This is a genomic window from Actinoplanes teichomyceticus ATCC 31121 (genome assembly GCF_003711105.1).
Taxonomy (GTDB): domain Bacteria; phylum Actinomycetota; class Actinomycetes; order Mycobacteriales; family Micromonosporaceae; genus Actinoplanes; species Actinoplanes teichomyceticus.
Map to the genome: position 1 here is coordinate 6,693,380 of NZ_CP023865.1, position 23,424 is coordinate 6,716,803.

Annotated in this window: 20 protein-coding genes; 6 read left to right on the top strand and 14 right to left on the bottom strand. The window is 73.5% G+C overall.

The features are described 5' to 3' along the window. The first annotated feature begins 132 nt into the window (after window positions 1-132). From ACTEI_RS29320 to ACTEI_RS29345, 6 genes are all read left to right on the top strand, one after another. Window positions 133-1,707 carry an AMP-binding protein gene (locus ACTEI_RS29320; protein WP_122980606.1) on the top strand — a complete coding sequence of 525 codons (1,575 nt, stop codon included), beginning with the start codon at window positions 133-135 and terminating at the stop codon, window positions 1,705-1,707. Further along, entirely contained in the window at window positions 1,688-1,966 is a 279-nt protein-coding gene (locus ACTEI_RS29325) for a phosphopantetheine-binding protein (protein ID WP_122980607.1), read from the top strand. The genes ACTEI_RS29320 and ACTEI_RS29325 overlap by 20 nt, the downstream gene beginning before the upstream one ends. After that, complete coding sequence (locus tag ACTEI_RS29330) at window positions 1,956-2,777, top strand: class I SAM-dependent methyltransferase (RefSeq protein WP_122980608.1); 822 nt, start codon at window positions 1,956-1,958, stop codon at window positions 2,775-2,777. Before ACTEI_RS29325 ends, ACTEI_RS29330 begins: the two co-directional genes overlap by 11 nt. Before the next feature lie 11 nt (window positions 2,778-2,788). After that, window positions 2,789-3,799, top strand: coding sequence for a hypothetical protein (locus ACTEI_RS37495; RefSeq protein WP_164466175.1), 1,011 nt, complete (start codon window positions 2,789-2,791; stop codon window positions 3,797-3,799). Between the two features lie 180 nt (window positions 3,800-3,979). Then, window positions 3,980-4,609 (top strand): ATP-binding cassette domain-containing protein, encoded by a 630-nt coding sequence (locus tag ACTEI_RS29340; protein ID WP_239082080.1) that lies wholly within the window; start codon window positions 3,980-3,982, stop codon window positions 4,607-4,609. Continuing rightward, window positions 4,606-5,313 carry an ABC transporter permease gene (locus ACTEI_RS29345; RefSeq protein WP_122980610.1) on the top strand — a complete coding sequence of 236 codons (708 nt, stop codon included), beginning with the start codon at window positions 4,606-4,608 and terminating at the stop codon, window positions 5,311-5,313. The genes ACTEI_RS29340 and ACTEI_RS29345 overlap by 4 nt, the downstream gene beginning before the upstream one ends. 56 nt (window positions 5,314-5,369) lie before the next feature. On the opposite strand, the gene ACTEI_RS29350 is transcribed toward ACTEI_RS29345, so the two are convergent. Genes ACTEI_RS29350 through ACTEI_RS29415 form a run of 14 tightly spaced genes read right to left on the bottom strand, consistent with a single transcriptional unit; the run spans window position 5,370 to window position 22,860 of the window. Further along, window positions 5,370-6,458: a polyprenyl synthetase family protein gene (locus ACTEI_RS29350; protein WP_145830994.1), complete on the bottom strand. Its 1,089-nt coding sequence runs from the start codon at window positions 6,456-6,458 to the stop codon at window positions 5,370-5,372. 53 nt (window positions 6,459-6,511) lie between these two features. After that, window positions 6,512-7,873: a glycosyltransferase family 2 protein gene (locus ACTEI_RS29355; protein ID WP_122980612.1), complete on the bottom strand. Its 1,362-nt coding sequence runs from the start codon at window positions 7,871-7,873 to the stop codon at window positions 6,512-6,514. Beyond that, complete coding sequence (locus ACTEI_RS29360; RefSeq protein WP_203723533.1) at window positions 7,873-8,652, bottom strand: glycosyltransferase family 2 protein; 780 nt, start codon at window positions 8,650-8,652, stop codon at window positions 7,873-7,875. Before ACTEI_RS29360 ends, ACTEI_RS29355 begins: the two co-directional genes overlap by 1 nt. Next, window positions 8,640-10,559 (bottom strand): asparagine synthase (glutamine-hydrolyzing), encoded by a 1,920-nt coding sequence (gene asnB, locus ACTEI_RS29365; protein WP_122980614.1) that lies wholly within the window; start codon window positions 10,557-10,559, stop codon window positions 8,640-8,642. Before asnB (ACTEI_RS29365) ends, ACTEI_RS29360 begins: the two co-directional genes overlap by 13 nt. Beyond that, entirely contained in the window at window positions 10,559-11,434 is an 876-nt protein-coding gene (locus ACTEI_RS29370) for a Moenomycin biosynthesis protein MoeN5 (RefSeq protein WP_122980615.1), read from the bottom strand. Before ACTEI_RS29370 ends, asnB (ACTEI_RS29365) begins: the two co-directional genes overlap by 1 nt. Then, window positions 11,431-13,020, bottom strand: coding sequence for a carbamoyltransferase C-terminal domain-containing protein (locus tag ACTEI_RS29375; RefSeq protein WP_122980616.1), 1,590 nt, complete (start codon window positions 13,018-13,020; stop codon window positions 11,431-11,433). Before ACTEI_RS29375 ends, ACTEI_RS29370 begins: the two co-directional genes overlap by 4 nt. Further along, the gene (locus ACTEI_RS29380) at window positions 13,017-14,195 is read right to left on the bottom strand and encodes a glycosyltransferase family 2 protein (RefSeq protein ID WP_122980617.1); all 1,179 of its coding nucleotides are present in this window, start codon (window positions 14,193-14,195) and stop codon (window positions 13,017-13,019) included. Before ACTEI_RS29380 ends, ACTEI_RS29375 begins: the two co-directional genes overlap by 4 nt. After that, on the bottom strand, window positions 14,182-15,369 hold the full coding sequence (locus tag ACTEI_RS29385; protein WP_203723534.1) for a hypothetical protein: 1,188 nt from the start codon (window positions 15,367-15,369) through the stop codon (window positions 14,182-14,184). Before ACTEI_RS29385 ends, ACTEI_RS29380 begins: the two co-directional genes overlap by 14 nt. Next, window positions 15,359-16,876, bottom strand: coding sequence for a B12-binding domain-containing radical SAM protein (locus tag ACTEI_RS29390; RefSeq protein ID WP_122980618.1), 1,518 nt, complete (start codon window positions 16,874-16,876; stop codon window positions 15,359-15,361). The genes ACTEI_RS29385 and ACTEI_RS29390 overlap by 11 nt, the downstream gene beginning before the upstream one ends. Before the next feature lie 10 nt (window positions 16,877-16,886). Further along, window positions 16,887-17,693, bottom strand: a complete 807-nt coding sequence (locus tag ACTEI_RS29395; protein ID WP_122982483.1) for a geranylgeranylglyceryl/heptaprenylglyceryl phosphate synthase — start codon at window positions 17,691-17,693, stop codon at window positions 16,887-16,889. Between the two features lie 17 nt (window positions 17,694-17,710). Further along, window positions 17,711-18,751, bottom strand: a complete 1,041-nt coding sequence (locus tag ACTEI_RS29400; RefSeq protein WP_122980619.1) for a prenyltransferase/squalene oxidase repeat-containing protein — start codon at window positions 18,749-18,751, stop codon at window positions 17,711-17,713. Beyond that, on the bottom strand, window positions 18,748-19,998 hold the full coding sequence (locus tag ACTEI_RS29405; RefSeq protein WP_122980620.1) for a glycosyltransferase family protein: 1,251 nt from the start codon (window positions 19,996-19,998) through the stop codon (window positions 18,748-18,750). The genes ACTEI_RS29400 and ACTEI_RS29405 overlap by 4 nt, the downstream gene beginning before the upstream one ends. Then, window positions 19,995-21,923: an asparagine synthase (glutamine-hydrolyzing) gene (gene asnB / locus ACTEI_RS29410; RefSeq protein ID WP_122980621.1), complete on the bottom strand. Its 1,929-nt coding sequence runs from the start codon at window positions 21,921-21,923 to the stop codon at window positions 19,995-19,997. The genes ACTEI_RS29405 and asnB (ACTEI_RS29410) overlap by 4 nt, the downstream gene beginning before the upstream one ends. A 22-nt stretch (window positions 21,924-21,945) precedes the next feature. Next, window positions 21,946-22,860 carry an NAD-dependent epimerase/dehydratase family protein gene (locus ACTEI_RS29415; protein WP_239082081.1) on the bottom strand — a complete coding sequence of 305 codons (915 nt, stop codon included), beginning with the start codon at window positions 22,858-22,860 and terminating at the stop codon, window positions 21,946-21,948. Window positions 22,861-23,424 lie beyond the last annotated feature (564 nt).

Genomic DNA, 23,424 nt, shown 5'->3' on the forward strand with positions numbered 1-23,424 from the left:
GCGCGCTATTGTGCGGAAATCCACGTGCGGACCGGATACGTTTCGACTTCCGACTATACCGATCGGGGCCTTACGTACGCTCCGATGTGGAGTACCATGCGGTGTCATGCCCGACGTCCATGACCCGGCGCCATGACCTCATTGTTGAATCGCGTTCTCGCCAGCGCGCAGCGTTTCCCCGATCGACCGGCCATCCATGACGGTCAGCCGACGTCGTACCGGGGCCTGCTCACCCGGACCCGCCGGATCGCCGCGGCGCTGCCACCGGCCGGATCCGGACCGGCGCTGGGCGCGCTGCTGGTCCGCCGGGACGCGACGGGCTACGCGGCGCTGCTGGCGACGGCCTGGTCCGGACGCGCCTACGTGCCGCTGAACCCGGGATACCCGCTCCGGCGCACCATCGCGATGCTGCGGGCGTCCGGCGCCGACACCCTGATCGTCGACGGGGCCGCGGGCGCGGACCTCGACCGGCTTCTCGGCGCGCTGCCGGACCCGCTGACCGTGGTGCTGGTGGGCGCCGGGGAGCGGACCCCTGAGGCGGCACGGCACCGCGTGGTCCGGGTGGACCCGGACTCCGGCGACCTGACCCGCCGCGATCCCGCCGACCAGGCCGCCGGCCTGGCCTACCTGCTGTTCACCTCGGGCACGACCGGCACCCCCAGCGGGGTCCCGGTGCACGGCGCGAGCGTCTCGGCCTACCTGGACGCGGTGGCGGCCCGGCACGACCTCGGCCCGCACGACCGCGCCTCGCAGACCTTCGAGCTGACCTTCGACCTGAGCGTGCACGACATGTTCGCCACCTGGCAGGCCGGCGCCTGCCTGTACCCGCTCCCGCAACGGGCCCTGCTGCAGCCGCTCACCTTCATCCGGCGCCACGAGCTGTCCGCCTGGTTCAGCGTGCCGTCCGTCGCCGCGCGGGCCGACGCCCTGGGCGTCCTCGGCGCCGGTGTGCTGCCGTCGCTGCGGTGGAGCCTGTTCTGCGGCGAGCCGCTGACCCGCCGCCTGGCCACGGCGTGGCAGTCCGCGGCTCCGGCGGCCACGCTGGACAACCTCTACGGCCCGACCGAGGCGACCATCGCGATCACCGGCTTCCAGCCGGCCACCGACACCGGCGCCGCCCCGGACACCAACGGCGTGCTGCCGATCGGCCGGCCGTTCGCCGGCCAGCGGGCCGCCGTGATGGCCGGTGGCGAGCCCGTCCCGCCCGGCGCGGTCGGCGAGCTGTGGCTGTCCGGCTCGCAGGTCACCACGGGGTACTGGGCGGATCCGGAACGCACCGCCGCGCGCTTCGCCACCCGGCCGGACGGACACTGGTTCCGCACCGGCGACCTGGTCCGGCAGGACCCGTCCGGGTGCCTGCACTATCACGGCCGGACCGACGACCAACTCAAGATCAACGGCTTCCGCGTCGAGCTGCTCGAGGTCGATCACGTGCTGCGGACCGCCTGCGACGCACCGGACGCCCTGGTGGTCCCCTGGCCCGGCGCGGCCGCCCCGCAGTACCTGGTGGCCGTGGTGGCGCGCGGCGGCGACCGGAGCCCCAAGCAGATCATCGAGGCCTGCGCCGAGTCGCTGCCTTCCTACATGGTTCCGCGTCGCGTGACCGTGGTCGACGACATCCCTCGCAACCCGAACGGCAAGCTCGACCGCAAGGCGGCTGCCGCACTCCTGGAAGAGGAAGGCTCGCATGAAACCGTCTCCGGCTGACAGCCTCCTGGTGGACGCCCTGCACTGGGTGCAGCGGCATCGCGTCGACCGGGAGACCGCGGACACGCCGGTCACCGCCGACACCGACCTGCTCGCCCTCGGGGTCCTGGACTCGCTGGGTTTCGTGCAGCTGATGACCTTCCTGGCCGAGCGGTCCGGGCGGACCGTCGACCTACTCGACCTGGACCTCGACGACCTGGCCACGCTGACCACGCTGTGCCGGGTCTACGCCACCGCGGAGCCGGCCGATGCCCGCTGACCCGATCGTCGAGACCTACTCGCGCCGGGCGAGCGAGTACTCCGGCGCGGAGAACCAGGGCTCCTGCTGGGGACTGGCGACCCGGGAGCTGTGGGCTTCGCTGGACCCACGTCCCGGCGACCGGACGATCGCCGACGTCGGCTGCGGCGACGGCGCCGCGCTCCGCGAGATTCACGAGCGCGCGCCGGGGGCCCGGCTGCTCGGCGTGGAACCGGCCGAGGGACTACGGGCCATCGCCGCGGACCGGGTCCGGGGCGCCGGATCCGCCGAGATCGTCGACGGCCGGTTCGAGGACCTGCGCCTGCCGTCCGGCACCGTCGACTACCTCTACAGCCTCATGGCGTTCCACTGGGTCACCGACCCGGCGGCCGGCGCGGCCGAGATCGGCCGGGTGCTGGCCCCGGCCGGGCGGGCCGACCTCTTCTTCATCGGCCGCTACAGCGGCCGGGAGTTCATCAAGGCGACGACGCCGATCTTCCTGCGCCACTTCGGACCGGCCCGGGTGTTCGGGGCGGCCCAGCTGCGCTGCCAGCTCACCCGCGACGACGCCGAGGGCGTGTTCAGCTCCGCGATGCCGGACCGGCGGGTCACCGTCCGGGAGTGGTACGACACCCGGTACGACACGGTGGCCGGGCACCTGGCCTGGTGGGTGCGGATCGAGGGGCAACTGCTGGAGATCGGCGGACCGGCCCGCGAGCAGTGCGAGAGCGAGATCCGGGCCGCGCTCGGCGCGCTGGAGACCCCGGCCGGGGTTCCGTACACGCTGCACCTGCTGCACGTCCGGATCGAGCCGGGGACCGAGGCCCCTTGACGGTCCGGGTGGTGGCACACGAGGAGCGCTGGCGGCCCGCCGTACGGGCCTTCAACGCCCGGATGGCCGCCGCCGGCCACAGCGGCTTCTTCGAGAGTCCGACGCCGGACTGGCTGGCGCCGGCGCCCGGCTCCCCGACGTACCGCGAACTGTTCGTCGCGCTGGACGGGGAGCGGGCGCACGGCGGCTACGTGCTGCGCCACGAACGGGCGCTGATCGCCGGCGCCGAGCGGGACGTCGCCTCGGTGCAGGGGCCGTACTCCGAGGGCGCGGCCGACAGCCGGCACGCCCGGACCTCGTTCGCCCTGATCCAGGACATGATGCGCCGCCGCCCCCGGTTGTACGGCTGGGGGCTGGAGAACCGCCCGGACATGCGCGAGCTGTTCGGCATGTTCCGCTGGCGGTCGTGGGCCAGCCCGACCCTGGTCTGGTGGGGCGTCCCGGTGCTGCGCTCGCGGCATCGCCCACCGGCCGGTGTCCAGGTCACGGTGGAACCGGCCTTCGGTGACTGGGCCGACGATCTCTGGCGCGACGCCGCGCCCGCATACTCCTTCGTGACCGGACGGGACGCCGCGACGCTCCGGGCCGTCTACCCGCCGGGCGACGGGGACTTCCACCGCCTGGCGGTACGCCGCGACGGCGAGCTGATCGGCTGGGCGGTCACCGGGCTGCGCCGGTTCCGCCGCCACCCGCGGTTCCGGTCGCTGCGTGTCGGGGCGATCTGGGACGCCTTCGCCGCGCCGCGGCACGCCGGCACCGTGCTCGCCGCGGCGCACAGCCGGCTGGCCCGGGCCGGCGCCATGGTCGTGCTGGCCTCCTTCGCCGATCCGCGGTGGAGCGATCAGTTGCGGCGGGCCGGCTTCCGGCCGCGCGGCAGGGATCGCCACTTCCTGATGTCGCCGGCCCTCGTGGCGGAACTCGGCGAGGCCGGCGCCGAACGGGTCTTCCTCACCTTCGGCGATGCCGAGGGCCATCGGGGCACGCTGGGACAGGCACTCTTCGCTGTCGACCAGAATGTATAGAATGTTCCTTTCCTAGCCGCGCGTACGAGATCAACTGATTCTCCAGCCGTGCTCCGGACGGCTGAAACCCGCTGCACCGCAGCGAAGGGAGCCCTGAGCCAGCAGATGTGGACCAGTCAGCAACCAGGCGAAGCACCGGATCGACGCCCCCCGGGCACCGCATCGTGGGCGGGCGGGAACGTGGCAGCGCCCGCACCGCCCGTCCGGCTGCGCGCCACGGGCATCACCAAGAAGTTCGGCCGCCGCGAGGTGCTGTCCAACGTCAACTTCGAGGTGCGTGCCGGCGAGGTCGCGGCGGTGATCGGCTCCAACGGCGCCGGCAAGTCCACCTTCCTCAAGATCTGCGCCGGCCTGATCTCCCCCACCAGCGGCCGGGTCGAGGTGAACGGCTCCATCGGCTACTGCCCGCAGGCCGGCGGCACCTTCGACTTCCTGCGGCCGAGTGAGCACTTCGTCCTCTTCGGCCGCGGCGACGGGCTCAACCGCGACACCGCTCTGACCCGCGGGCGGGAGATGGCCGCCATGCTCGGCTGGGAGCCGGAACCCAAGGTCCAGGCGCGGCACCTCTCCGGCGGCACCCGGCAGAAGCTCAACGTCATCCTGTCCACCCTGGGCGGCCACGACATCCTGCTGCTCGACGAGCCCTACCAGGGCTTCGACCGCGGCACGTACACCGACTTCTGGGAGGTGATCTGGCGGCTGCGCGACACCGGGCGCACGATCGTCGTGATCACCCACATGCTCAACACCATGGACCGGGTCGACCAGGTCCTGGACCTGACCCCGACGGGAAGCGAGCGCAACCGATGACCAGCGTACTGACCGTGGCCGAGATGGTGCTGCGTGATCTGGCCCGGCGCCGGACCGTGCTCGGCCTGCTCTTCCTGCTCCCGCTCGGCTTCTACGCCGCCCGGCACGACCAGACCGGGCAGGCCATCCGGTTCGCCAGCCTGGGCCTGGGCTGGGGCGCCAGCACCGCCGGGCTGTTCTCCAGCAACTCCGCGAAGTCCGTCGAGCCCCGGCTCCGGCTGGTCGGCTACTCCTGGCCGGCGCTACTGGTCGGCCGGCTGGCCGCGCTGCTGCTGATCTCCTGGGTCATCGCCGGCGCGTACTTCCTGCTGATCTACTTCGACCAGGACATCCAGCGGCCCGGCGCGCTCGCGCTGATGCTGGCGCTCACCGCGCTGATCGCGGTTCCGCTGGGCATGCTGATCGGCGCCGTGGTGCCGCGCGACCTGGAGGGCACCCTGGTGCTCATCGCGTTCGTCGGCATCCAGATGGCCATCGACCCGGCCAAGGACTCGGCGAAGTACCTGCCGTTCTGGTCGTCCCGGGAGATCGGGACCTACATCGTCGACCCGGTCGGCGACGACTACCTGCAGCGGGGCCTGCAGCACGGCATCGGCGTGTCGGTCGGGCTGATCGTGCTCACCGCCGTGCTCACCGCGGTCCGGCTCCGCCGCCGCAAGCACGTGCACCTGGTACGCCAGCCGGCCGCCGCCGGGATGCGCTGACGGCGCCCGGGGACGAAGAGGAGGTGGGGCCCCAGCCTCCCCCACCTCCTTGGCCGTCAGCTGGTCCGGCTGCCGAGCAGGTGCGCCATCGCGATCAGCCCGCGCCGCGCCTCGCCGGGCAGGTCGCCGCCCGCCAGCGCCGCCACCGCCTCCTCGGTACGCTCGGCGATCACCTGTTCCACCTGGCGCAGGCTGCCGGTCTCCACGATCACCTGGCGCAGCGCGGCGACACTCTCGCCGTCCAGATCCGGGTTGCCGTACCAGCGATCGAGCACCTTCCGCTGGGCCGGCGACGCCGCCTCCCGGGTCATCGCGATCAGCACCGTGGACTTGCCGTCCCGCAGGTCCGTCGTCGCCGACTTGCCGGTCTCCGCGTCGTCGCCGAACGCCCCCAGGATGTCGTCACGCAGCTGGAACGCCACGCCCAGCGCCACCCCGTACCGGGACAGCACCTCCAGCGTGGACTCGTCGGCGCCGGCCAGCGCCGCGCCGATCTGCAACGGCCGCTCGACCGTGTAGCGGGCGCTCTTGAGCAGCAGGATCCGGTAGCACATGGCCGGGTCGGCGGCGGTGGCCGTGCCCCGGATGTCGAGGTACTGTCCCAGCAGCACCTCGGAGCGCATCTGCCGGAACAGCTCGACGGCCCGCCGCATCCGCTCCGGCGGCAGGTCGGCGCCGTGGAACAACTCGTCGGCCCAGGTCAGGCACAGATCCCCCCAGAGGATCGCGGCGCTGCGCCCGAAGTCGGCCGGCTGCCCCCGCCAGCCCAGCTCCTCGTGCCGCCGGGTCAGGCTCACGTGCAGGGTGGGCTGGCCGCGCCGGGTCTCGCTGTTGTCCATGACGTCGTCGTGGATCAGCGCGAAGGCGTGGAACATCTCCAGGGCGGCCGCCACCTGGACGATCCCGGGCGCATCCGGGCCGCCGCCGCTGCGCCAGCCCAGATGGCAGAACATCGGGCGGACCCGCTTGCCGGAACCGAACAGGAACGACTCCACCCGGCTCAGGCCGTACTGCCAGCCCTCCTCGTCGCACTTGCGGTGGACCTGCTCCAGGAACCGGACGACGACGTCGTCCACCCCGTGCCGGGCGACCTGGCGGCTGGTCTCCAACGGATCCGTGGCGATCGCCTCGTTCATGCTGGTCATCTCCACTCCCTCTGCTGTCGTTGTCGTGCCGCGGCCCGGGCGCCGTGCGGCGGTCAGAAGTAGGCCGTACGGTGGCGCACGCTGCCGGCCGCGAACCCGGCCAGCCGGGCCGCGTAGCGGATCCAGCGCCGTCGCGGGGTGCCCGGCCGGCCCACATCCGGCAGGTGCCGGACCATCCAGAACCAGCTGAAGAGCACCTCACGCCACGGCCTGCGCCGGTAGCCGGCGTTGCGGTAGGTCCGGTACAGCAGCGCACCGGTCAGCCCGTAGGCCCACTTCTGCCGGGCCACCCCGAGCAGCGTGGGCCGCAGGCGGTAACCCATCCGGGCGTGCGGGGCGTAGCCGAGCCGGTATCCGGCCAGCTGCACCCGCCAGGACAGTTCGACGTCCTCCCCGGCGCCGCCCGGGAAATGCTCGGCCCAACCCCCGACCGCGGCGAGCACCTCCCGCCGGACCGCGCAGTTGGCGCTGCGGGCGAACGACAGGGGCTCGCCCTGCGCCGGCAACGGCACCGGTTGCTCGTCCATGAAGGCCGGGCTCAGCGTGGAGCAGTCCAGCGCGCCACCGACCAGATCGGCGTCCGCGAGCGCGCCGACCATGGCCGAGATCCAGCCCGGGTCGGCGACGTCGTCGGCGTCGCAGAACAGCAGCAGATCACCGGCGGCCACCCGGACCCCGGCGTTGCGGGCCACGCCGGCGCTGCGCGCGGTGGGGGCGGAGATCGTACGCAGGGCCGGCAACCGCGGCCGCGCCTCCTCGGCCAGCGCCATGCTCCGATCGGCCGAGCCGTTGTCGACCACCACCAGCTCCCACCGCCCGGGGTAGTCCTGCCGCGCCAGGGCGGCCAGCTGCGCGCCGAGGGTGGCGGCCGCGTTGCGCACCGGGAGCACCACACTGACCACGGGCCGGTCCCCGCCGCTCGGCGGCGCCGCCGGGGCCGGGGCGCCGCGGCGGGTGACCAGCAGCCGGGCGATCCCGGCGGCCCGCGTGCCGGGGCGGATCCGGCCGTCCGCGGTCAGCGCCGTACGCCGCAGCGCGATCCCGGCCCGCGGACGGCCGGTGACCGCGCCGCTGCCCGGCGGGATCACCACGTCGCGGACGATGCCGTCGGCGCCCACGGTCAGCACGCCCCAGCGGACCGCGTCCGCGCCGGAGGCGGCGGCGTCGGCCACCCCGGCCAGCCAGGCCGGGCCCGGATGGTCCCGCTCGTCGAGGACGGCGACATAGTCGGCGCGCGCGGTGGCGACACCCCGTCCCGGTGCGACGACGACCACGTCCGCCGGGAGGTCGCCGCCCGGCTCGGCGGACTCCACGATGACCCGGGCCGGTGCGCACGTCTGGTCCCGCAGGCGCCGCACCACCGCCCGCCAGTCCCCCCGGGCGGCGACGACCACGTCCACGCGGATCGCGCCCATCAGACCGGCTCGAGGTCGAAGGTCACGTCGTTGGCCGGCGCCACCAGCAGGTCGAGCAGCTCGGCCCGGCTGCGGGCGCGTTTGCGCCGCTCCTCCATGGCGACCATCCGGGCCAGGTACGCCTGCCGGGCCGGCGAGCCGAACCCGGTCTCCGGCGCGGACGTCAGCGACTGCGGCCAGACCCGGTAGCGGTACAGCGTGCGGCGGGTGTTGCGGATCCGGTACAGGCGGGCCAGCCGCAGGTGGAAGTCGGTGTCCGCACCGAACTCCGCGGTGCCGTCGAAGCCGCCCAGCCGCTCGAACACCGAGCGGCGCACCACCGTGGTGGGGTGCAGCGCGACCGTGGACCGGCCCAGCCGCATCCACAGGTTGCCGTACCGCGGGAAGCGGCGTACGCCCTGCGGCCGTCCCTGCGCGTCGATCTGCACGTAACCGCACCCCACCAGGTCGGCGCGGCCCCGTTCGAGCATCGCCACCTGCACGGCGAACCGCTCCGGCTCGCTCTCGTCGTCGGCGTCCTGGAACCCGATGTAGCGGCTGGTCACCATGGGCAGCACGGCGTTCTTGAGCCGGAGATGGCCGACGTTGCGGGAGGCCCGCAGCACGGTCAGCCGCGGGTCGCCGCGGAACGGTGCCAGGGCGGCCAGCCAGTCGTCCTCGGGCGAACAGTCGTCCAGCACGATCAGGCGCAGCTCCCGGAGCGACTGACCGAGCACCGACCGGACCGCCGAGGGCAGGTAGGTGGAGCAGCGATAGTGCGGAAGGATCACGGTGAGCACCGCTGACCTCCAAGGTCGGTTCCGGGTACGGACAGCGCCGGCGGGCGGTCGGCGAACCGGCGATACCACGACTCCAGCTGCACCATGGCCCAGATCCGGCGGCCGTGGCGCTGGCCGTCGTCGAGTTCGGCGAGGAGCCGGCGCACCTGCTGCGGGCGGAAGACGCCACGCTGCCGCGCGGTCCGGTCGGTGAGCAGGTCCCAGGCCAGCGGGCGCAGCCGCCCGCGCAGCCAGTCGTCCATCGGCACCCCGAAGCCGGCTTTCGGCCGGTCGATCAGCTCGGCCGGCAGCCAGTCCCGCATGGCGTGTTTGAGCAGGCGTTTCCCGCTGCCCCCGGCGACCTTGTAGCCGGCCGGCAGCCTGGCCGCCCAGGCCATCAGGTCCTGGTCGAGGAAGGGCGAGCGGGCCTCCACGCCGTGCGCCATCGTGGCCAGGTCCATCTTCGGCAGCAGGTCACCGGCCAGGTAGGTGCGCTGGTCCACGGTCAGCATCCGGTCGATCAGCGACTGCCCGGCGGCCTGTGCCCACGCCTCGCGCAGGTGCCGCACCGGGTCCGCGGCGCCCACCAGGCGCGCGAACTCCGCGGTGTAGAGGCGGGCCAGCCGGGCCGGTTCGAAGACCGACATCAGCGCCGCGTACCGGTCGGCCGGGGGCCGGCCGGCCAGCTCCAGCAGTCGCCCGGCGCGCCGCAGCCGGGCCCCGCCCGCCGACCGTGCCAGCGCGCCGCCCAGCCGCACCGCCAGGGCCCCGGCCGGTCCGGGCAGCGTGACACGTGAGCCGCCGACCATCGCGCCGTAGCGGTCGTAGCCGCCGAAGCACTCGTCGCCGCCGTCGCCGTTGAGCACCACGGTCACGTGCCGCGCGGCCATCCGGGCCAGGTAGAAGGTGGCGATCGCGGAGGAGTCGGCGAACGGCTCGTCGAACTGCCGGCCCAGGTCGTCGAGCAGGTCCACGACGTCCGGGCCGAGCACCCACTCGTGATGGTCGGCGCCGTAGTGCCGGGCCGCCGCCCGGGCGAAGCGCCGCTCGTCGGTGGCGGCGTCCTCGAAGCCGATGGTGAACGTGGGCACCGGCCCGGCGTGCTGGCGGGCCACGGCCGCCAGCACCGCGGAGGAGTCCAGGCCACCGGAGAGCAGCACCCCGATCGGCCGCTCCCCGATCAGCCGGAGCCGGGTGGCCTCGGTCAGGCGCTCGCGCAGCTCGGCGGCCGCCTCGTCGAAGCCGGCCACGGCGACCGGGGCGAGCGGCGGGGTGTGGTAGCGGTGGCCGCGGATCGCGCCGGCCTGCCAGCTGAGCACGGTGCCCGGCTCCACCCGGCGTACGTCTCGCCAGATGCTGCCCGGCCCCGGGACGTAGGCGCAGGTGAGGAACCCGTCGACCGCCGCCGGGTCGACCGCGCGCGGGAACCGCGGATCGGCCAGGAAGGCCTTGAGCTCGGAAGCGAACTGCACACCACCGGCTGCCGGCCGCCAGAACAGCGGCTTCTTCCCGACCCGGTCGCGGCCGAGCAGCAGCCGCCGGGCCGGCGCGTCCCAGATCGCGAAGGCGAACATCCCGTGCAGGTGCCGCACGAGATCGTCACCGTGCTCCTCGTACAGGTGCACCAGGCACTCGCTGTCGCTGCCGCTGGCCAGCCGGTGACCGCGGGCCAGGAGATCCGCCCGGAGGCGTCCGTGGTTGTAGATCTCCCCGTTGAGCACCGCGACGACCGTGCCGTCCTCGCTGAAGACCGGCTGTGCGCCACCCGCGACGTCGACGATCGCCAGCCGGCGCATTCCCAGCGCGATCCCGGCGCCCACGTGCCGGCCCTCGCCGTCCGGCCCGCGGTGTGCCAGCGCCGCCAGCATCGCCGCCACCACCTCCGGGTCCGGGTCGTCCGGGGTGGCCCAGCCCGCTATGCCACACATCAGTGGTGTCCACCGGCGGGCGGCGGCCTGTCGTCGGGCAGTGCCAGCAGCACCGGCAGGCCGCGCTCCAGCACGTCGTCCGCGTACCGGTCGATGATCGGGCGCAGGTCGTGGGCGCACCAGACGTCCGCGGGCGGGGTAGCCCGCCGGCGCGCCTCCTCGAGCAGCCCGCGCAGCTCCGCCTCGGTGACCCGGCCGGTACGCAGCAGATGTCCGAGATTGCCGGTCCGCTCGCCGTGCCGCTCGTAGTCACGCAGGTCGTCGGCGATCGTGACGATCATGCCGAAGCCCCAGCCGAAGTCGGTCGCCGCGGCGCAGGCCTGCGGCCGGCGGCCGGCCAGCGCCGCGAGCGTGCCGTACAGGCTGAGGAAGCAGCCGCCGTAGGTCTCCGCGTGCGCGCGCCAGGAGGCCAGGTCGACGGCCGGCACCTGTTTGGTGCGCAGCTGGCCCAGGCCCACCGTGACGAAGTTGTCCTCGACGGTCCGCAGCACCGCGCGCGGGTCGTCGGCGCGGCCCGCCAGCCGCGACACCGCGCGCTGCTCCAGCAGCAGACACAGCGCCAGCTCGAACCGGTCGAAGCCGCTGTCGTCGTCGAGCAGGTCGTCGAACAGCTTCATCGCCGCGATGTGCATGGCGATCTCGCCGGCCACCTCCCGCCGCAGCCGCTCCTCCGGCAGCCACATCGTGAGCAGGCACGCGGCGCGCAGATAGAGCCGCAGATCACCGACGTAGCGCACCAGCTCGGGCGAGGCCCGGAACTCTTCCATGGTGTCCATCAGCAGGCCGCTGACGTACCGGTGGGCGTCGTCGAGCTCGGCGGCCAGGTCCCGCGGCACGCCGTCGGGGACCAGGTACGCCGCCGGGGCGCTGCTCATCGCACACCGGCCCGGTACGCCATCACGTCACCGGCGACGAACAGGTCCACGTCCTGGCCGCCGAAGTCGTCGATCATGTCCCGGCTGGACTGCGCGATGGCGCGCCCCGGGCCGTTCAGCGACGTGTTGATCAACGCGGCGGTGCCGGTGAGCTGCTCGAACTCGCCCAGCAGGTCGAAGAGCCGAGGGTGCGCCGCACGGGTGAGCGTCTGCAACCGGCTGGTGCCGTCGACGTGCCGTGCCTGCGCGAACAGTCCCTCCCGGACGTCGTAGTTGAACAGCATGTACGGCGACACCGGCTGGCCGGGGAACAGCTCGGCGAACCGGTCCTCGCGGATCACCGCGCCCAGCGGCCGGAACCACTCCCGGCGTTTCAACTCCTCGCTGAGGCGCTTGCGCATCCCCTCGGCGCTCGGGTCGCCGAGCAGCGACCGGTGGCCCAGCGCCCGTGGGCCGACCTCGGCCGCCCCCTCCAGGAAGGCCACCACGCCGCCGCCGGCCAGCACCTGGGCGGCGGCGCCGCCGTCGTAGGCGACCGGGCGCAGCCCCGCGGAGGTCAGCGCCGCGGCCGAGTCGCCGGCCGCCTCGGCGCGGCCGTTGACGTACACGTCGAACGGCTCCACCCGCTGCCCGAGCACGTAGTGCATCGCGTAGACGCCGGCGCCGATGGAGTGCCCGCTGTCGCCGCACGCCGGTGGGATCGCGATGTCCCGGCCCAGCCGCGAGCGCAGCTCCGCGTTGGCGACGATGTTCAGCGCGCACCCGCCGCCGAGCGCCACGTCCACCCCGGCCGGTACCCCGGTGTGGCGCGCGAGCAGCTGGTAGACCTGCTCGGTGAACAGCGTCTGGAACGTCGCGATCGCGTCGGCCATGGTCTGGAAGTCCCGGGCGAACTGCGGCCGCCCGCTCAGGTCGTCGTACGTCGCCTCGGCCGCGGCCGGGTCGGCCATCACGTCCGGGCGGACCCCGAGCAGCAGGTCCCGCACGTCGGCCCGGGGCTGGCCGTATCCACCCAGCGCCATCACCTTGCCGGCCACGCTGGGGCTCTTGCCGAACCCGAACAGGTAGCCCAGCGCGCTCCAGCCGAATCCGTTGCCGTACCAGGGCAGCGGGTCCTTCTCCAGCCACCGCAGCATGCCCTGCTCGATGCGGAACAGCGAGCTGCGGGTGATCTGGCCGCGTCCCTCGTTGACCAGCACGACGCAGCCCTCGCTGTGCCCGGCGTAGTGCGCGGCCAGCGCGGCGTGCGACACCTCGTGGGTGACGATCACGCAGTCGACCGGGCGGCCGAGCAGGGTGGAGGTGGTCCGGTGGTGCAGGGCGCCGGAGTTGATCGCCGCCAGCGCGGCGTCCAGGTCCGGCAGGCCCAGCAGCGCGTGCGAGAACGGCGTGCTCACCGCGATCAGGTCGACCTCGTCCGGGTTGACCGGCGCGGCCCGCAGCACGTGCTGCAGGGCGTCGTCGACGCGGCCGTCGTGCTTGACGCGGCTGAGCCGTTCCGCCTCGATCGAGAAGCGCAGGACCCCGTCCTCGAAGTACGAGACTCCGGCGTCGTGGCCGAGCGAGTGCAGGGAGAGAACCTTCATGCGGACGCCTCCGTCAGGGGGTGTGGCCCGGATCGGTCTGGCGAGCCGGGAGCGACGTACTCGGCCCAGCGCACTTCCCGCAGCGGCCGTCGGACGAGCCCGCGCAGGTAGAGTTCCGCGGCCGTGCGGGCGAACCAGCCGAAGTAGACCCAGGTGATCGCCGACTTCGCCACGCCGTGCGACCGCCCGGCCGAGGCGTCGAAGCCGGTGAGCGGCCACATGCCGGGGAACAGGATGTCGCGGAAGTAGTACCGGGCCACCGGATAGGACCAGTCGGCCAGGTAGATGACGTGGTTGAGCAGCAGCCGGCGGATCCGCCGGCCGGACTGGCCGGCCGGACCGGCCACCTCGTAGTGGCACCGCGCGTCCGGGACCAGGCGCAGCCGGTGCAGGGGGTCGGCGGCGTCCGGGTCGAGCAGCCGGAAGCAGACGTAGCCGTCGTCGCACACGTACCGGTCCGGGATGCCGCCGCTGACCACCGGCAGCTCCACCAGCAGGCAGCAGCCGTGCGGGTAGTTCGTGGCGGTGGCGGTGATCGCCTTCAGCCGGTGCAGCAGGCGCGACGTGGCGTACGGCCGCGCGTGCGGCACCTTGGTGGCGCCCACCGCGCCCCGGCAGCCGTGGCCGGCGAAGTCCCGGACCAGGTTCGCCAGGCAGCCCGGCTCCAGCCGGATGTCGTCGTCGAGCCAGCCGACCGCGGTCAGCCCCTGCGCCTCGGCGACCGCGATCCCGGCGTTGAGCGTGCTCACCTTGCCGGGGCCGGGCAGCGACAACCCGACGAAGTGCACCGCGCTCTGCTGCCCGGCCACCCCGGCCAGCAGCCGCAGCCGGGCGACCGCCTCGTCCCGGTCCTCGCGCCGCATCCACTGCATGCCGACCAGGACGGTGATCCGGGCGCCCGGGACGGCCTCGGCCGCCTCGGCGAGCTGCGCCAGCAACTCGCGCAGCCACGCCTGATGCCGGCTCGCCGAGTACCGGCGCAGGTGGGTCGGGAGCACGAAGGCGAGGCTCGGGACCCCGGCGGGCGGCTGGGGCGGCCAGGTGGCGAGCCGGGCGGCGACCGAGCCGTCGGCGTGCACGTACTCGACCGGGCGGCGCCAGGCGGTGCCCGGCTGGTAGCCACGGGAGATCCAGCGGCGCAGGTGGCGCAGCGGCGCCGGCTCACGCGGCGTCATCGCGTCCTCCGGTCGTGGAGTCCAGCGCCGTGCGGAAGTCGCCGTCGGCGCCCCAGGTGACGCCGCGGACCGGGTGGCCGGCGAGACCGCGCACGGCCAGCGAGGCGGCCACGGCGCCGAACCAGGTGAAGTGGACCGCCTTGATCGACCAGCGCACGAGCCCGCGGGCGGGTCCCCGGCGGCCGTCCCACGGGGCCAGCGGCCACAGCCCGTAGAACAGGTACTGCTGGAAGTAGCGCCGGGCGGTCCGGGACGGGTAGTCGGCCATCGACACCACGTGGCTGTACATCGAGCGGCGCAGCCGGACCAGCGTGTCCGAGGCGCGCCCGATGCGGCAGAAGCCGCAGCGGGCCTCGGGCACCACCTCGAAGTCGGCCGCCGCGCCGTCCGGCGCCCGGGTGAGCAGCTCGAAGACCACGAACCCGTCGTCGGTGAGCCGGCGCGGCGAGATGCCCCCGGCCACGACGTCGGCGGCCACCAGCATGCAGCCGGCTGCCGGGTAGGCGTACGGCGGCATGGTGTGCTCGGAGACGGTGTCCATCATCCGGGCCGACGGGGTGGTGCTGATCTGCGCGGTCTCGCAGGCGCCCACCGCGCCGGTGCCGCCCCGTTCGAGGAAGCGGGTGACGAGCCGCTGCAGGCAGTCCGGGGCCAGCTCGACGTCGTCGTCGACCCACAGCCAGCCGGTGTAGCGCAGCGCCGCGGTGACGCGCAGCACCGCGTTGGTGGTGAGCAGTTTGCCCCGCCCGGCCAGCGCCGCGCCCACCACGACCAGCCCGGCGGGCACCCGCAGGTGGCCCAGTACAGCCGTGACCCGTTCGATCGCCGCGGCGTCCCCGCCGTCGGCCTGGATGCCGATCCACACCGTGACCGGCAGCCCGGGGTGCGCTTCGCGGACCGGGACCAGCCGGTCGAGCACGTGCTGCACGGCCTGCACCTGCTCGGGCACGCCGCAGCGGGCCACGTAGGTGGGCAGCAGGACGCCCAGGCCGCCCCGCGGCAGCGCGTCCAGATGCGCCTCCGGTGGCGAGTCCGGCGCGATCGTGGTCACCGTGGCGCCGTGCACCACGGTGACCGTCGCGGGCGCCGGGTGGGCCGCGGTGTAGCCGCGGGCCACCAGGCGCTGCACCGCGGTACGCCGGTGCCGGCGGCCGGCGTCGACCTCAGAAGTCACGGTCGGTGTTGTTGTTGGACTTGGCGAGGCTGATCACGCCGGAGGCGGTGTTGCGCCACTGCCCGGTCGTGACCGCGTGGCCGAGCAGCGGCTTGGCCATCTGCCAGCGCAGGAAGAACGACCGGTACGCGTACCGCGCCCGCGCCTCCGCGTCCGGGACCAGGTGGTTGAGGCGCTCGGAGAACTCGCCGCGGACGAACCGGTCCCAGTAGTCGGCCGGGATGGCGCCGGCCTCCACGCACTCGGTGTGCAGCGGCGTGCCGGGCAGCGGGGTGGCCGTGTAGAAGCTGGCGTAGTCCAGCGGCAGCCGGCAGGCGAGGTCCACGGTGGCCTGCAACTGCTGGCGGGTCTCCCCGAGCCATCCGACGATGAAGTAGCCGAACCCCTTGATCCCGGCCTCGAAGGCGGAGGTGACCGCCTTCTCGATCTTCCCGACGTTGCTCTCCTTGTTCATCCGCTGCAGGATCTCGCTGTCGCCGTGCTCGATCCCGAAGCGCAGCCGCTTGCACCCGGCGCCGGCCATCGCGTTCAGCAGTTTGTCCGGGACCAGGTCGACCCGGGTCGGCGCCTCCCAGCGGACCTTGAGCCCGGTCGACCGGATCAGCTCGCAGATCTCGTAGACCCGGCCGCGGTGCAGGGTGAACACGTCGTCGTAGAACATGATCTCGCGGGTGCCGTAGCGGTCGCGCAGGAGCGTCATCTCCCCCACCACGTCCTCCGGGCTGCGGTACATCGACTTCTTGTCCACCGCCTGCTTGAAGCAGAAGCTGCACTTGAACGGGCAGCCCCGGCTGGAGATCATGGTGGCGAACGGGCGGGGCGCCATGATCGAGTAGTAGCGGTCCATCGGCAGGCCCTCGCGTTCCGGCCAGCCGACGTCCTCCAGGTTCACCATCGGGGCCGCGCCGCCGTCGAAGGTGCGGGAGACCAGCCCGCGGATGCCGTCCGGGTCCTCGCCCTGCTCCAGCGCCTCGGCGAGATCGACCATGATGGTGATGCCCTCGCCGACCCCGACGTAGTCGATGGAGTCGTGGTAGAGGTTCTCCGCGGCGTACACCTCGGTGTGCGGGCCGCCGAGGATCACCTTGGCGCCGGTGCTCTTGGCCGCCGCGGCCGCCTCCAGCGCGCCGGGCAGGCCGGGGGTCGTGGTGCTCACGCCGACCAGGTCCGGCTGGAAGTCGGCGAGCAGCTTGCGCAGCCCCTCACCGTCCAGGCCCAGGGCCGGGGTGTCCACCTGGATGACGTTGTGGAAGCCGGCGCTCTTGAGCGCGGTGTGGATGTAGCCGAGCCCCAGGTGCGGCAGCACGCCCGCCCGGCGCTGGATCTGGCTGATCTGCCGGGTGTTCAGGCAGAGATCGTGGTGGCGGACCAGCGCGATGCGCAGATTGCGCTTACGCCAGCGGGGCGTTCGGGCGCGATCCGGGCCGGCCGCAGTCGCACCCGTACCCGTGCCGCAGGAGGCGCCGGTCGCCTTCGGGTTGTTCAGGACCACGAGTTGTTTGGGCATGCCAATCCGATCAGGTGAGGGAGAGAGCACGGCGCTGGAGCTGGCCGGCCGAGCAGAGACGGTCGAGCGCCGCCCGCCAGTCCGGGGTTTCGAGTGCGCCGGCGAAGATCACGTAGTCGGCGCCGGCTTGCAGATAGGCGTCCACCTGCTCCGGGGTACGGACGCCACCGCTGGCGAACAGCAGCTGCTCCGGCGCCAGCACCTCGCGGAAGAGCTCACAGGTCCGGGTGGTCACCTGCTCGTTGCGCGAGTAGAGGTACACCATGTCGAAGCCGAACTGCCGGGCACGTTGCGCGTACGCCAGCACCGACTGCTCGTCCTGGGCGACCGGCCGGGTGCCCATCCGGGCGTACGACCGGTCGTCCCGGCCGAAGGTGAGCGCCGCGGACAGCAGCGGCTGCGGCGCCGGTGGCACGCCGTTGCCCAGCGCGTACGTCTCCAGCAGGCTCTTCCACACGTAGTAGGGGTCGTCGGAGCCGAGCAGCGCGGGCAGCATCATGCTCTCCGCCTCCGGCACCACCGGGAAGCCGCGCCCGGGGATCGGCGGGAAGTGCAGGATCGTCGGGATGTCGGTCGCCGCGCGCACCGCGTTGAGGTACGCCGGCATGTGCGTCTCGAAGTCCTCGTAGTCGGTGCTGGCCAGCAGCAGGGCGGGCATCCCGGCCGCGGTGACCGCGCGGGCCTTCTGCACGGCCTCGGCGACCTCGACCTTGAACGGGTCGACGACGTGGATGACGTGCCCGCGGTGTGCCCGCAGGTGCGCCAGCACATCGCGCCGTTTTGCGCCGGGGCCGTCGTGCTCAGCGGTTGCTTCCATGCTCGCCTCTCCGGTGGTCATGCGCCGGTCCTGGTGGCGGCGGTCCGCAGCGCCTGCAGGACGGTCGCCGTGGTGTGCAGCCCGAAGGTGTCGCGGGCGATGGTCCCGAGGCAGGCCCGCCCGACCCCGTCGAACGTCCAGTCCTCGTAGCTGTCCGGGTCGGTCTCCCAGGGCAGCACCATGCGCAGCCGCGCCGACGGCGTCCAGGAGCCGTCCGGGCGCTGGTGCCGGGTCAGCCATCCGGCCGCGGCCCGGATCTGCGCGTCGCCGAAGCCCGGCTCGCCCTGGGCGACGGCGCGCAGGGCCAGCGCGGTGGCGAACGGCGACCCCTCGGGATGCAGGTGGGTGGTGACCGCGCCGTCGGCGCCGATCCGGCCGGCCGCCCACCGGGCCGCGGCGGCCCGGGCCGGCTCGGTGCCCGGCACCGTGGCCAGCGACTCGACCGCGAGGGCGGTGCTCAGCTCCGGGTCGATCCACCAGTACGCCGGCCACTCGCCGGTCGGCCGCTGGGCGCGCAGCAGCCCGTTCACCACGTGCTCGCGGCGCGGCAGACCGGCCAGCCCGGCGACCGCGGCGGTCACGCACACGTGCCCGCCGCACCAGCCGTCCCAGGACGGCACGACCGGGTAGCGGTCGAACGCCGCCTTCGCCAGGTCCGGGACGTACGTCGAGACCAGCCCGTCGTCGTGCACGTGCCGGGCGAGGAACTCCCATCCCGGCCGTGCCCACGGCTCGCCGGACCGGCCGAGCAGCTCGGCCAGGCGCAGCACCCATCCGGTGCTGTCGGCGTCCTCCGGGGCCACCTCGCTGTAGTTCCACCCGCCGTTGTCGTGCTGCTCCGGGACGAGCAGGTCCATCGCCGCGCGCCCGGCGCGCCCGGCCGCCTCGTGCGGCAGCTGGACCAGGACACCGGCCACGTACGCGGTGATCCAGTCGTCGCTCGGCCCGAGCAGGTCGTAGTCCACCCAGCGCCCGTCCGCCTCCCGGCGGTCGAGCAGGAAGTCGACGCCGCGCCGGACGGCGCTCGCCTCGTCCACATGGACCATGGCCTCGGTCACGGTTGGCTCCTCTCCGGTTCGCCGGCGCTCGCGGTGACCGATCGCCGGTCCAGCAGCTGCCGCAGTGCGTTCTCGATGCGCCCGGCTGCGGCCCGCTGGTCCAGCACGGTCGTGGCGAAGGTCTGACAGGCTCGTTTCCCGGCGGCGATCCGGGAGCGGTCGCCGAGCCACTCGTCCAGGTCGGTGAGCAGTTCGTCGGCGGTGTTGCGGCAGCGGCCCAGCCCGTGCTCGTGGATCAGCCCGCCGACCCAGTCCTCCATGGGCAGGCCCGATCGGAGCATCAGCACCGGGATGCCGAAGTGCGCCGCCTCCAGCGTGGTGTTGGGACCGGCCTTCGAGATCAGGAAGGCGTGCTCGGCGGTCGCCGCCCCGTCGATGTACGCGAAGTACTCCTGCTGGGTCAGCCTGGTGTGGAAGCGCCACCGGCTCGGGTCGATCTCCCCGGTGACCCGGGCGATCAGCGCGGGGTCGTTGTAGCCGACGAAGACCACGTCGGTGTCCGGGTGCCTGGCGGCCAGGTGGCGCAGGATCCGGACGTAGTCGTCACCGCCGCGGTTGCTGAACACGATGATCCGGGGGCGGGGCGAGCCGTCCGGCTGGTCCGGCCAGCCCGGCCGGTGCGCCGAGTCCGCCTCGGCGCTGACGAACGATCCGAGGTCGTGCCGGGCCACCAGCGGTCCGACCACGTGCACGGTGTCCGGGTCGGTTCCGGCCAGCGCGCACAGCCGCTGCTTGGCCCAGTCGAACGGGACCAGCACGGCGTCGAGGTCGGCGCTGCGGTGGATCGGCAGCTCCAGCAGGCCCGGATTGGTCACGTAGCTGACCACCGGGGTGTCCGGCGCCCGGCCGAGCAACGCGGCCCGGCAGAGACGCGCGACGAAGCCCTTCGTACCGATGACCAGATCCGGCCGGGCCTGCTCCAGGGCGGCCCGCAAGCCGGCCACCCGCGGCTGGACCGCGCTGCCGGGATCGGTCTCGAACCCCCGGGGGTGGGCCCGCTCGATCTCCGCCATCAGGGCGAGGTACCGCCCGGTGCGGGTCGCGGCGTCCGGCGAGCCGGCGGTGATCTCGGCGATCCGGGCGCCGTACTCGCCGATCCAGGGCAGCGTCGCCTCGGCCTCCCAGACCTCGACCTCGTGACCGGGCAGCCGGTCGCGCAGCACTCCGGCGAGCCGCGTCGCGGCCAGGAAGTTGCCGAACTGGCCCCAGGTGCGCGGCGACACGACGACGATCCGCGGATCGCTCATGAGAGTCCCTCCGTGACGGTGACATGCATGCCGTGCCGGCTGCCGGTCGCCGGCCGTGGCGTGGCGTCCTGCCAGATCTGGAAGCAGAGCAGCGCCCACAACTTGCGCGCGTGGTCGGCGTGGCCGGCGAGGTGCTCGCTGACCAGCCGCTGGACCGCCGCCGGGCGGAACAGCCCGTGCCGGTCGAGCCGCGGCCGGCTGAGCGTGTCGAGCAGCATCGGGCGCAGCTCGTTGATCAGCAGGCTGCCGATCGGCGCCCGGAAACCGGTCTTGACCCCGTACGCCGTCGCGGCCGGCAGCATCCCGGCGGCGACCCGGCGCAGCAGGTGCTTGCCGGTGAACCGGCGCAGTTTGCGATCGACCGGGAGGCTGGCGCAGAACTGGACGACGGCCTCGTCCAGAAACGGCGAACGCGCTTCGATGGAGGCCAGCATCGAGGCCCGGTCCACCTTGGTGAGGATCACGTCGCCGAGGAAGTGCGTGATGATGCCGAGCTGGCTGCGCTCCAGCGAGCCGAGGCCGGGGTGCGCCGCCACCGCCGCGTCGACCCGGGCGAACGGCCGGGCCTCCCCCGCGACGGCCAGGATCCCGGCCACCTGTGCGGGCTGGAACGGCGCCCCGGCCAGCAGGAACCGCCGCTGCGGGGGGCAGCCCAGGGCGTGGCCGAGCCGCCGGGCCACGGTCGTCGCCGGCAGGTTGCCGTGCCGTACGGGCAGGCGTTGCAGCACGGCGGTGAGCCGGGCGAGCGCCGGCCGGGGCACGGCGCCGAGCCAGCCCAGCAGCCGTTCCGCCTGGAAGTAGCGGTAGCCGAGCAGCATCTCGTCGGCGCCGTCACCGGTCAGCACACCGCGTACGTGGCGCCCCGCCATCCGGCAGACCAGCATGGTGGGCAGCAGCGAGGAGTCGGCCAGCGGCTCGTCGACGCGTGCGTACCCGGCGTGCAGGCCCTCGACCAGGTCGTCCGGGCTCAGCCGCCAGTGGTGGTGCTCGGTGCCCAGGTGCCGGGCCACGGCCGCGGCCGCGTCGGTCTCGTCGAACGCCGGATCGGTGAAGCCGACCGAGAACGTGGCCGGCGCCCGGCCGGTCTCCTGTTTGGCCAGCGCGGCCACGACGGCCGAGTCGAGCCCCCCGCTGAGCAGCACGCCCAGCGGGGACCGGGTCCCGTGGACGCGCTGGGCGACCGCCGCGCGCAGGACCCGCTCAAGATCGCGCTGCACCACCGGGACCGGCCGCCGGTCGCGCTCGGCGGGCAGTTCCGGCCGCCAGTGCACGACGGTGCGGGCCGTGCCGGCGTGCCACTCCAGATAGGCCCCGGGCGGGACCTTGCGGACGCCGGCGAGCACCGTGCCGGGCGCCGGGAAGGCCTGCAGCACCAGGTAGTCGGCGACCGCCCCGGGGTCCGCTTCGGACGGGCAGCGCGGATGGCAGCGCAGCGCGCCGAGCTCGGAGGCGAAGATCAGGCCGGCGCCGTCGTGGAAGTAGTAGAGCGGTTTCTTGCCGAGCGGGTCGCGGGCCAGAACGGTCCGGCCGGTGCGCCGGTCGTGCATGGCGAAGGCGTACATCCCGCGGATCCGTCGCAACGCCTCGACGCCCTCGCGTTCCAGCAGCTCGGCGAGCACCTCGGTGTCGGAGCCGGTACGCAGCACGGCCCCGCCGGCGAGCAGCTCCCGGCGCAGCTCGGCGAAGTTGTAGATCTCCCCGTTGAAGACCAGCGCGACGTGGCCCGAGGCGGTGACCAGCGGTTGCCGGCCGCCGGCCGGATCGGTGAACGGCAGGGCGCAGTGGCCGAGCATCAGCTCGCCGTGCCGGCCGATCGCCGCGCCGTCGGGCCCCCGGTGCCGGAGCGCGGCCAGCATCCCCAGCGCGAGGTCCTGGCTCTCCCGCACGCCCAGCCCGGCGCGGCTGAATCCTGCGAAACCACACATGACGAGTCCCCGGCCCGAGCGGTCAGGCCCCGACCGCGACCATCTGCGAGCGACGGTCCTCGATGCTGCGGCGCAGCCCCTCGGCGAGGTCGGTGGACGCCCGGAAGCCGAGCACCTCGGCGGTGCGCGACACGTCGGCCAGGGTGACGCCGACGTCACCGGGCTGCCGGTCCCGGTGGACCACCACCGGCGACCGCTCGGCCAGCGCGGAGGCCTGGGCGATCAGCTCGGCGACCGAGACGTTGCGGCCGGTCCCGACGTTGAAGACGCCGCTGCCGACGCCGGTGTCCATGGCCCGGCCGATGGCGCGGACGACGTCGTCGACGAAGACGAAGTCCCGGCGCGCGCTGCCGTCCCCGTAGATGCTGATCTCGGTGCCGTTGAGGGCCGCGTCGATCAGCCGGGAGATCAGCATGTCCGGCCGCTGACCGGGCCCGTAGACGGTGAAGAAACGCAACGCGACCGCGGACAACCGGCTGCCCGGCCGCTGGGCGTAGGCCAGCGCGAGCTGCTCGGCGGCCAGCTTGGTCACGGCGTACGGCGAGGCCGGCGCGGGCGCCTGGCTCTCCGACATGCGCTCGTGCGCGCTGTCGCCGTAGACCGACGACGAGGAGGCGACCACGATCCGCGGCAGGCCGGTCGCCCGGCACGCTTCGAGCAGGCGCCGGGTGGCGAGCACGTTGCACTCGACGTAGCTGTCGAACTCCTGCCAGGACGGGCGTACCCCGGGGATGGCGGCCAGGTGGACGACCGCGGAGATCCCGTCGAGCAGCGGCTCCAGGTCGAGGGTCCGCAGGTCGCCGACGACGTGCCGGACCCGCGCGCCGGACGCCGCGCCCGCCGCGGCCGGACGCCGGTCGACGCCGACCACGTGCCGGCCGGAGGCGGCCAGGTGACGCATCAGATGGCTGCCGATGAAACCAGCGGATCCCGTCACCAGGACTCCCTCAGCGACCTGCGGAGTCAGCATCGCACGGTTCCCCTTCCGTTCTCACTGCGCATCGCGCGGTCATGACCATCGTGGATTCCGCCTCGCACCGCGCCCTACTTCATGTAACGCAGCAGTAAGCCCAGGCCCCCGATCCGGTGCCGGAAAAATGCTGAAGAGCGACTGAGTGACGCGGGAACACCCTCGCACACCACGGAGATGATCTATGCCATGTCTACAGTAGAGAAGGCGGACGCGTCTACCCCCTTCCCGGTTCCGGAGTTCACGATTAAATGATCAAGTTAACTGCCCCCACAACCCGCCCCGGAGCCGGTATCATCCCTCTCACGCAGGCATCGGCAGGGGCAGCCGCATCGATGGCGACCGTGCTAACGTGCCAGCGGCGAGCCTAGATTTCCACCATGTAACACCAGGTCAGAGCGCACACGTCGACTCCCCGTCGGCGACGGCGCGAGACACCGGGCACCACCTTCGGCATCGACGCCACAGCGACCCGGCGAACCGGCGCATCATCCACGCCGCCGCTCGCTGTCAACGCATTTCCGCAAGCTG

What these genes read in the sequence shown, in the direction of transcription:
- ACTEI_RS29320 (WP_122980606.1), top strand. Translation starts at nt 133, where the DNA reads ATGACCTCATTGTTGAATCGCGTTCTCGCCAGCGCGCAGCGTTTCCCC.
- ACTEI_RS29325 (WP_122980607.1), top strand. Translation starts at nt 1,688, where the DNA reads ATGAAACCGTCTCCGGCTGACAGCCTCCTGGTGGACGCCCTGCACTGG.
- ACTEI_RS29330 (WP_122980608.1), top strand. Translation starts at nt 1,956, where the DNA reads ATGCCCGCTGACCCGATCGTCGAGACCTACTCGCGCCGGGCGAGCGAG.
- ACTEI_RS29345 (WP_122980610.1), top strand. Translation starts at nt 4,606, where the DNA reads ATGACCAGCGTACTGACCGTGGCCGAGATGGTGCTGCGTGATCTGGCC.
- ACTEI_RS29350 (WP_145830994.1), bottom strand. Translation starts at nt 6,458, where the DNA reads ATGACCAGCATGAACGAGGCGATCGCCACGGATCCGTTGGAGACCAGC.
- ACTEI_RS29355 (WP_122980612.1), bottom strand. Translation starts at nt 7,873, where the DNA reads ATGGGCGCGATCCGCGTGGACGTGGTCGTCGCCGCCCGGGGGGACTGG.
- asnB (WP_122980614.1), bottom strand. Translation starts at nt 10,559, where the DNA reads ATGTGTGGCATAGCGGGCTGGGCCACCCCGGACGACCCGGACCCGGAG.
- ACTEI_RS29370 (WP_122980615.1), bottom strand. Translation starts at nt 11,434, where the DNA reads ATGAGCAGCGCCCCGGCGGCGTACCTGGTCCCCGACGGCGTGCCGCGG.
- ACTEI_RS29375 (WP_122980616.1), bottom strand. Translation starts at nt 13,020, where the DNA reads ATGAAGGTTCTCTCCCTGCACTCGCTCGGCCACGACGCCGGAGTCTCG.
- ACTEI_RS29380 (WP_122980617.1), bottom strand. Translation starts at nt 14,195, where the DNA reads ATGACGCCGCGTGAGCCGGCGCCGCTGCGCCACCTGCGCCGCTGGATC.
- ACTEI_RS29390 (WP_122980618.1), bottom strand. Translation starts at nt 16,876, where the DNA reads ATGCCCAAACAACTCGTGGTCCTGAACAACCCGAAGGCGACCGGCGCC.
- ACTEI_RS29395 (WP_122982483.1), bottom strand. Translation starts at nt 17,693, where the DNA reads ATGGAAGCAACCGCTGAGCACGACGGCCCCGGCGCAAAACGGCGCGAT.
- ACTEI_RS29405 (WP_122980620.1), bottom strand. Translation starts at nt 19,998, where the DNA reads ATGAGCGATCCGCGGATCGTCGTCGTGTCGCCGCGCACCTGGGGCCAG.
- asnB (WP_122980621.1), bottom strand. Translation starts at nt 21,923, where the DNA reads ATGTGTGGTTTCGCAGGATTCAGCCGCGCCGGGCTGGGCGTGCGGGAG.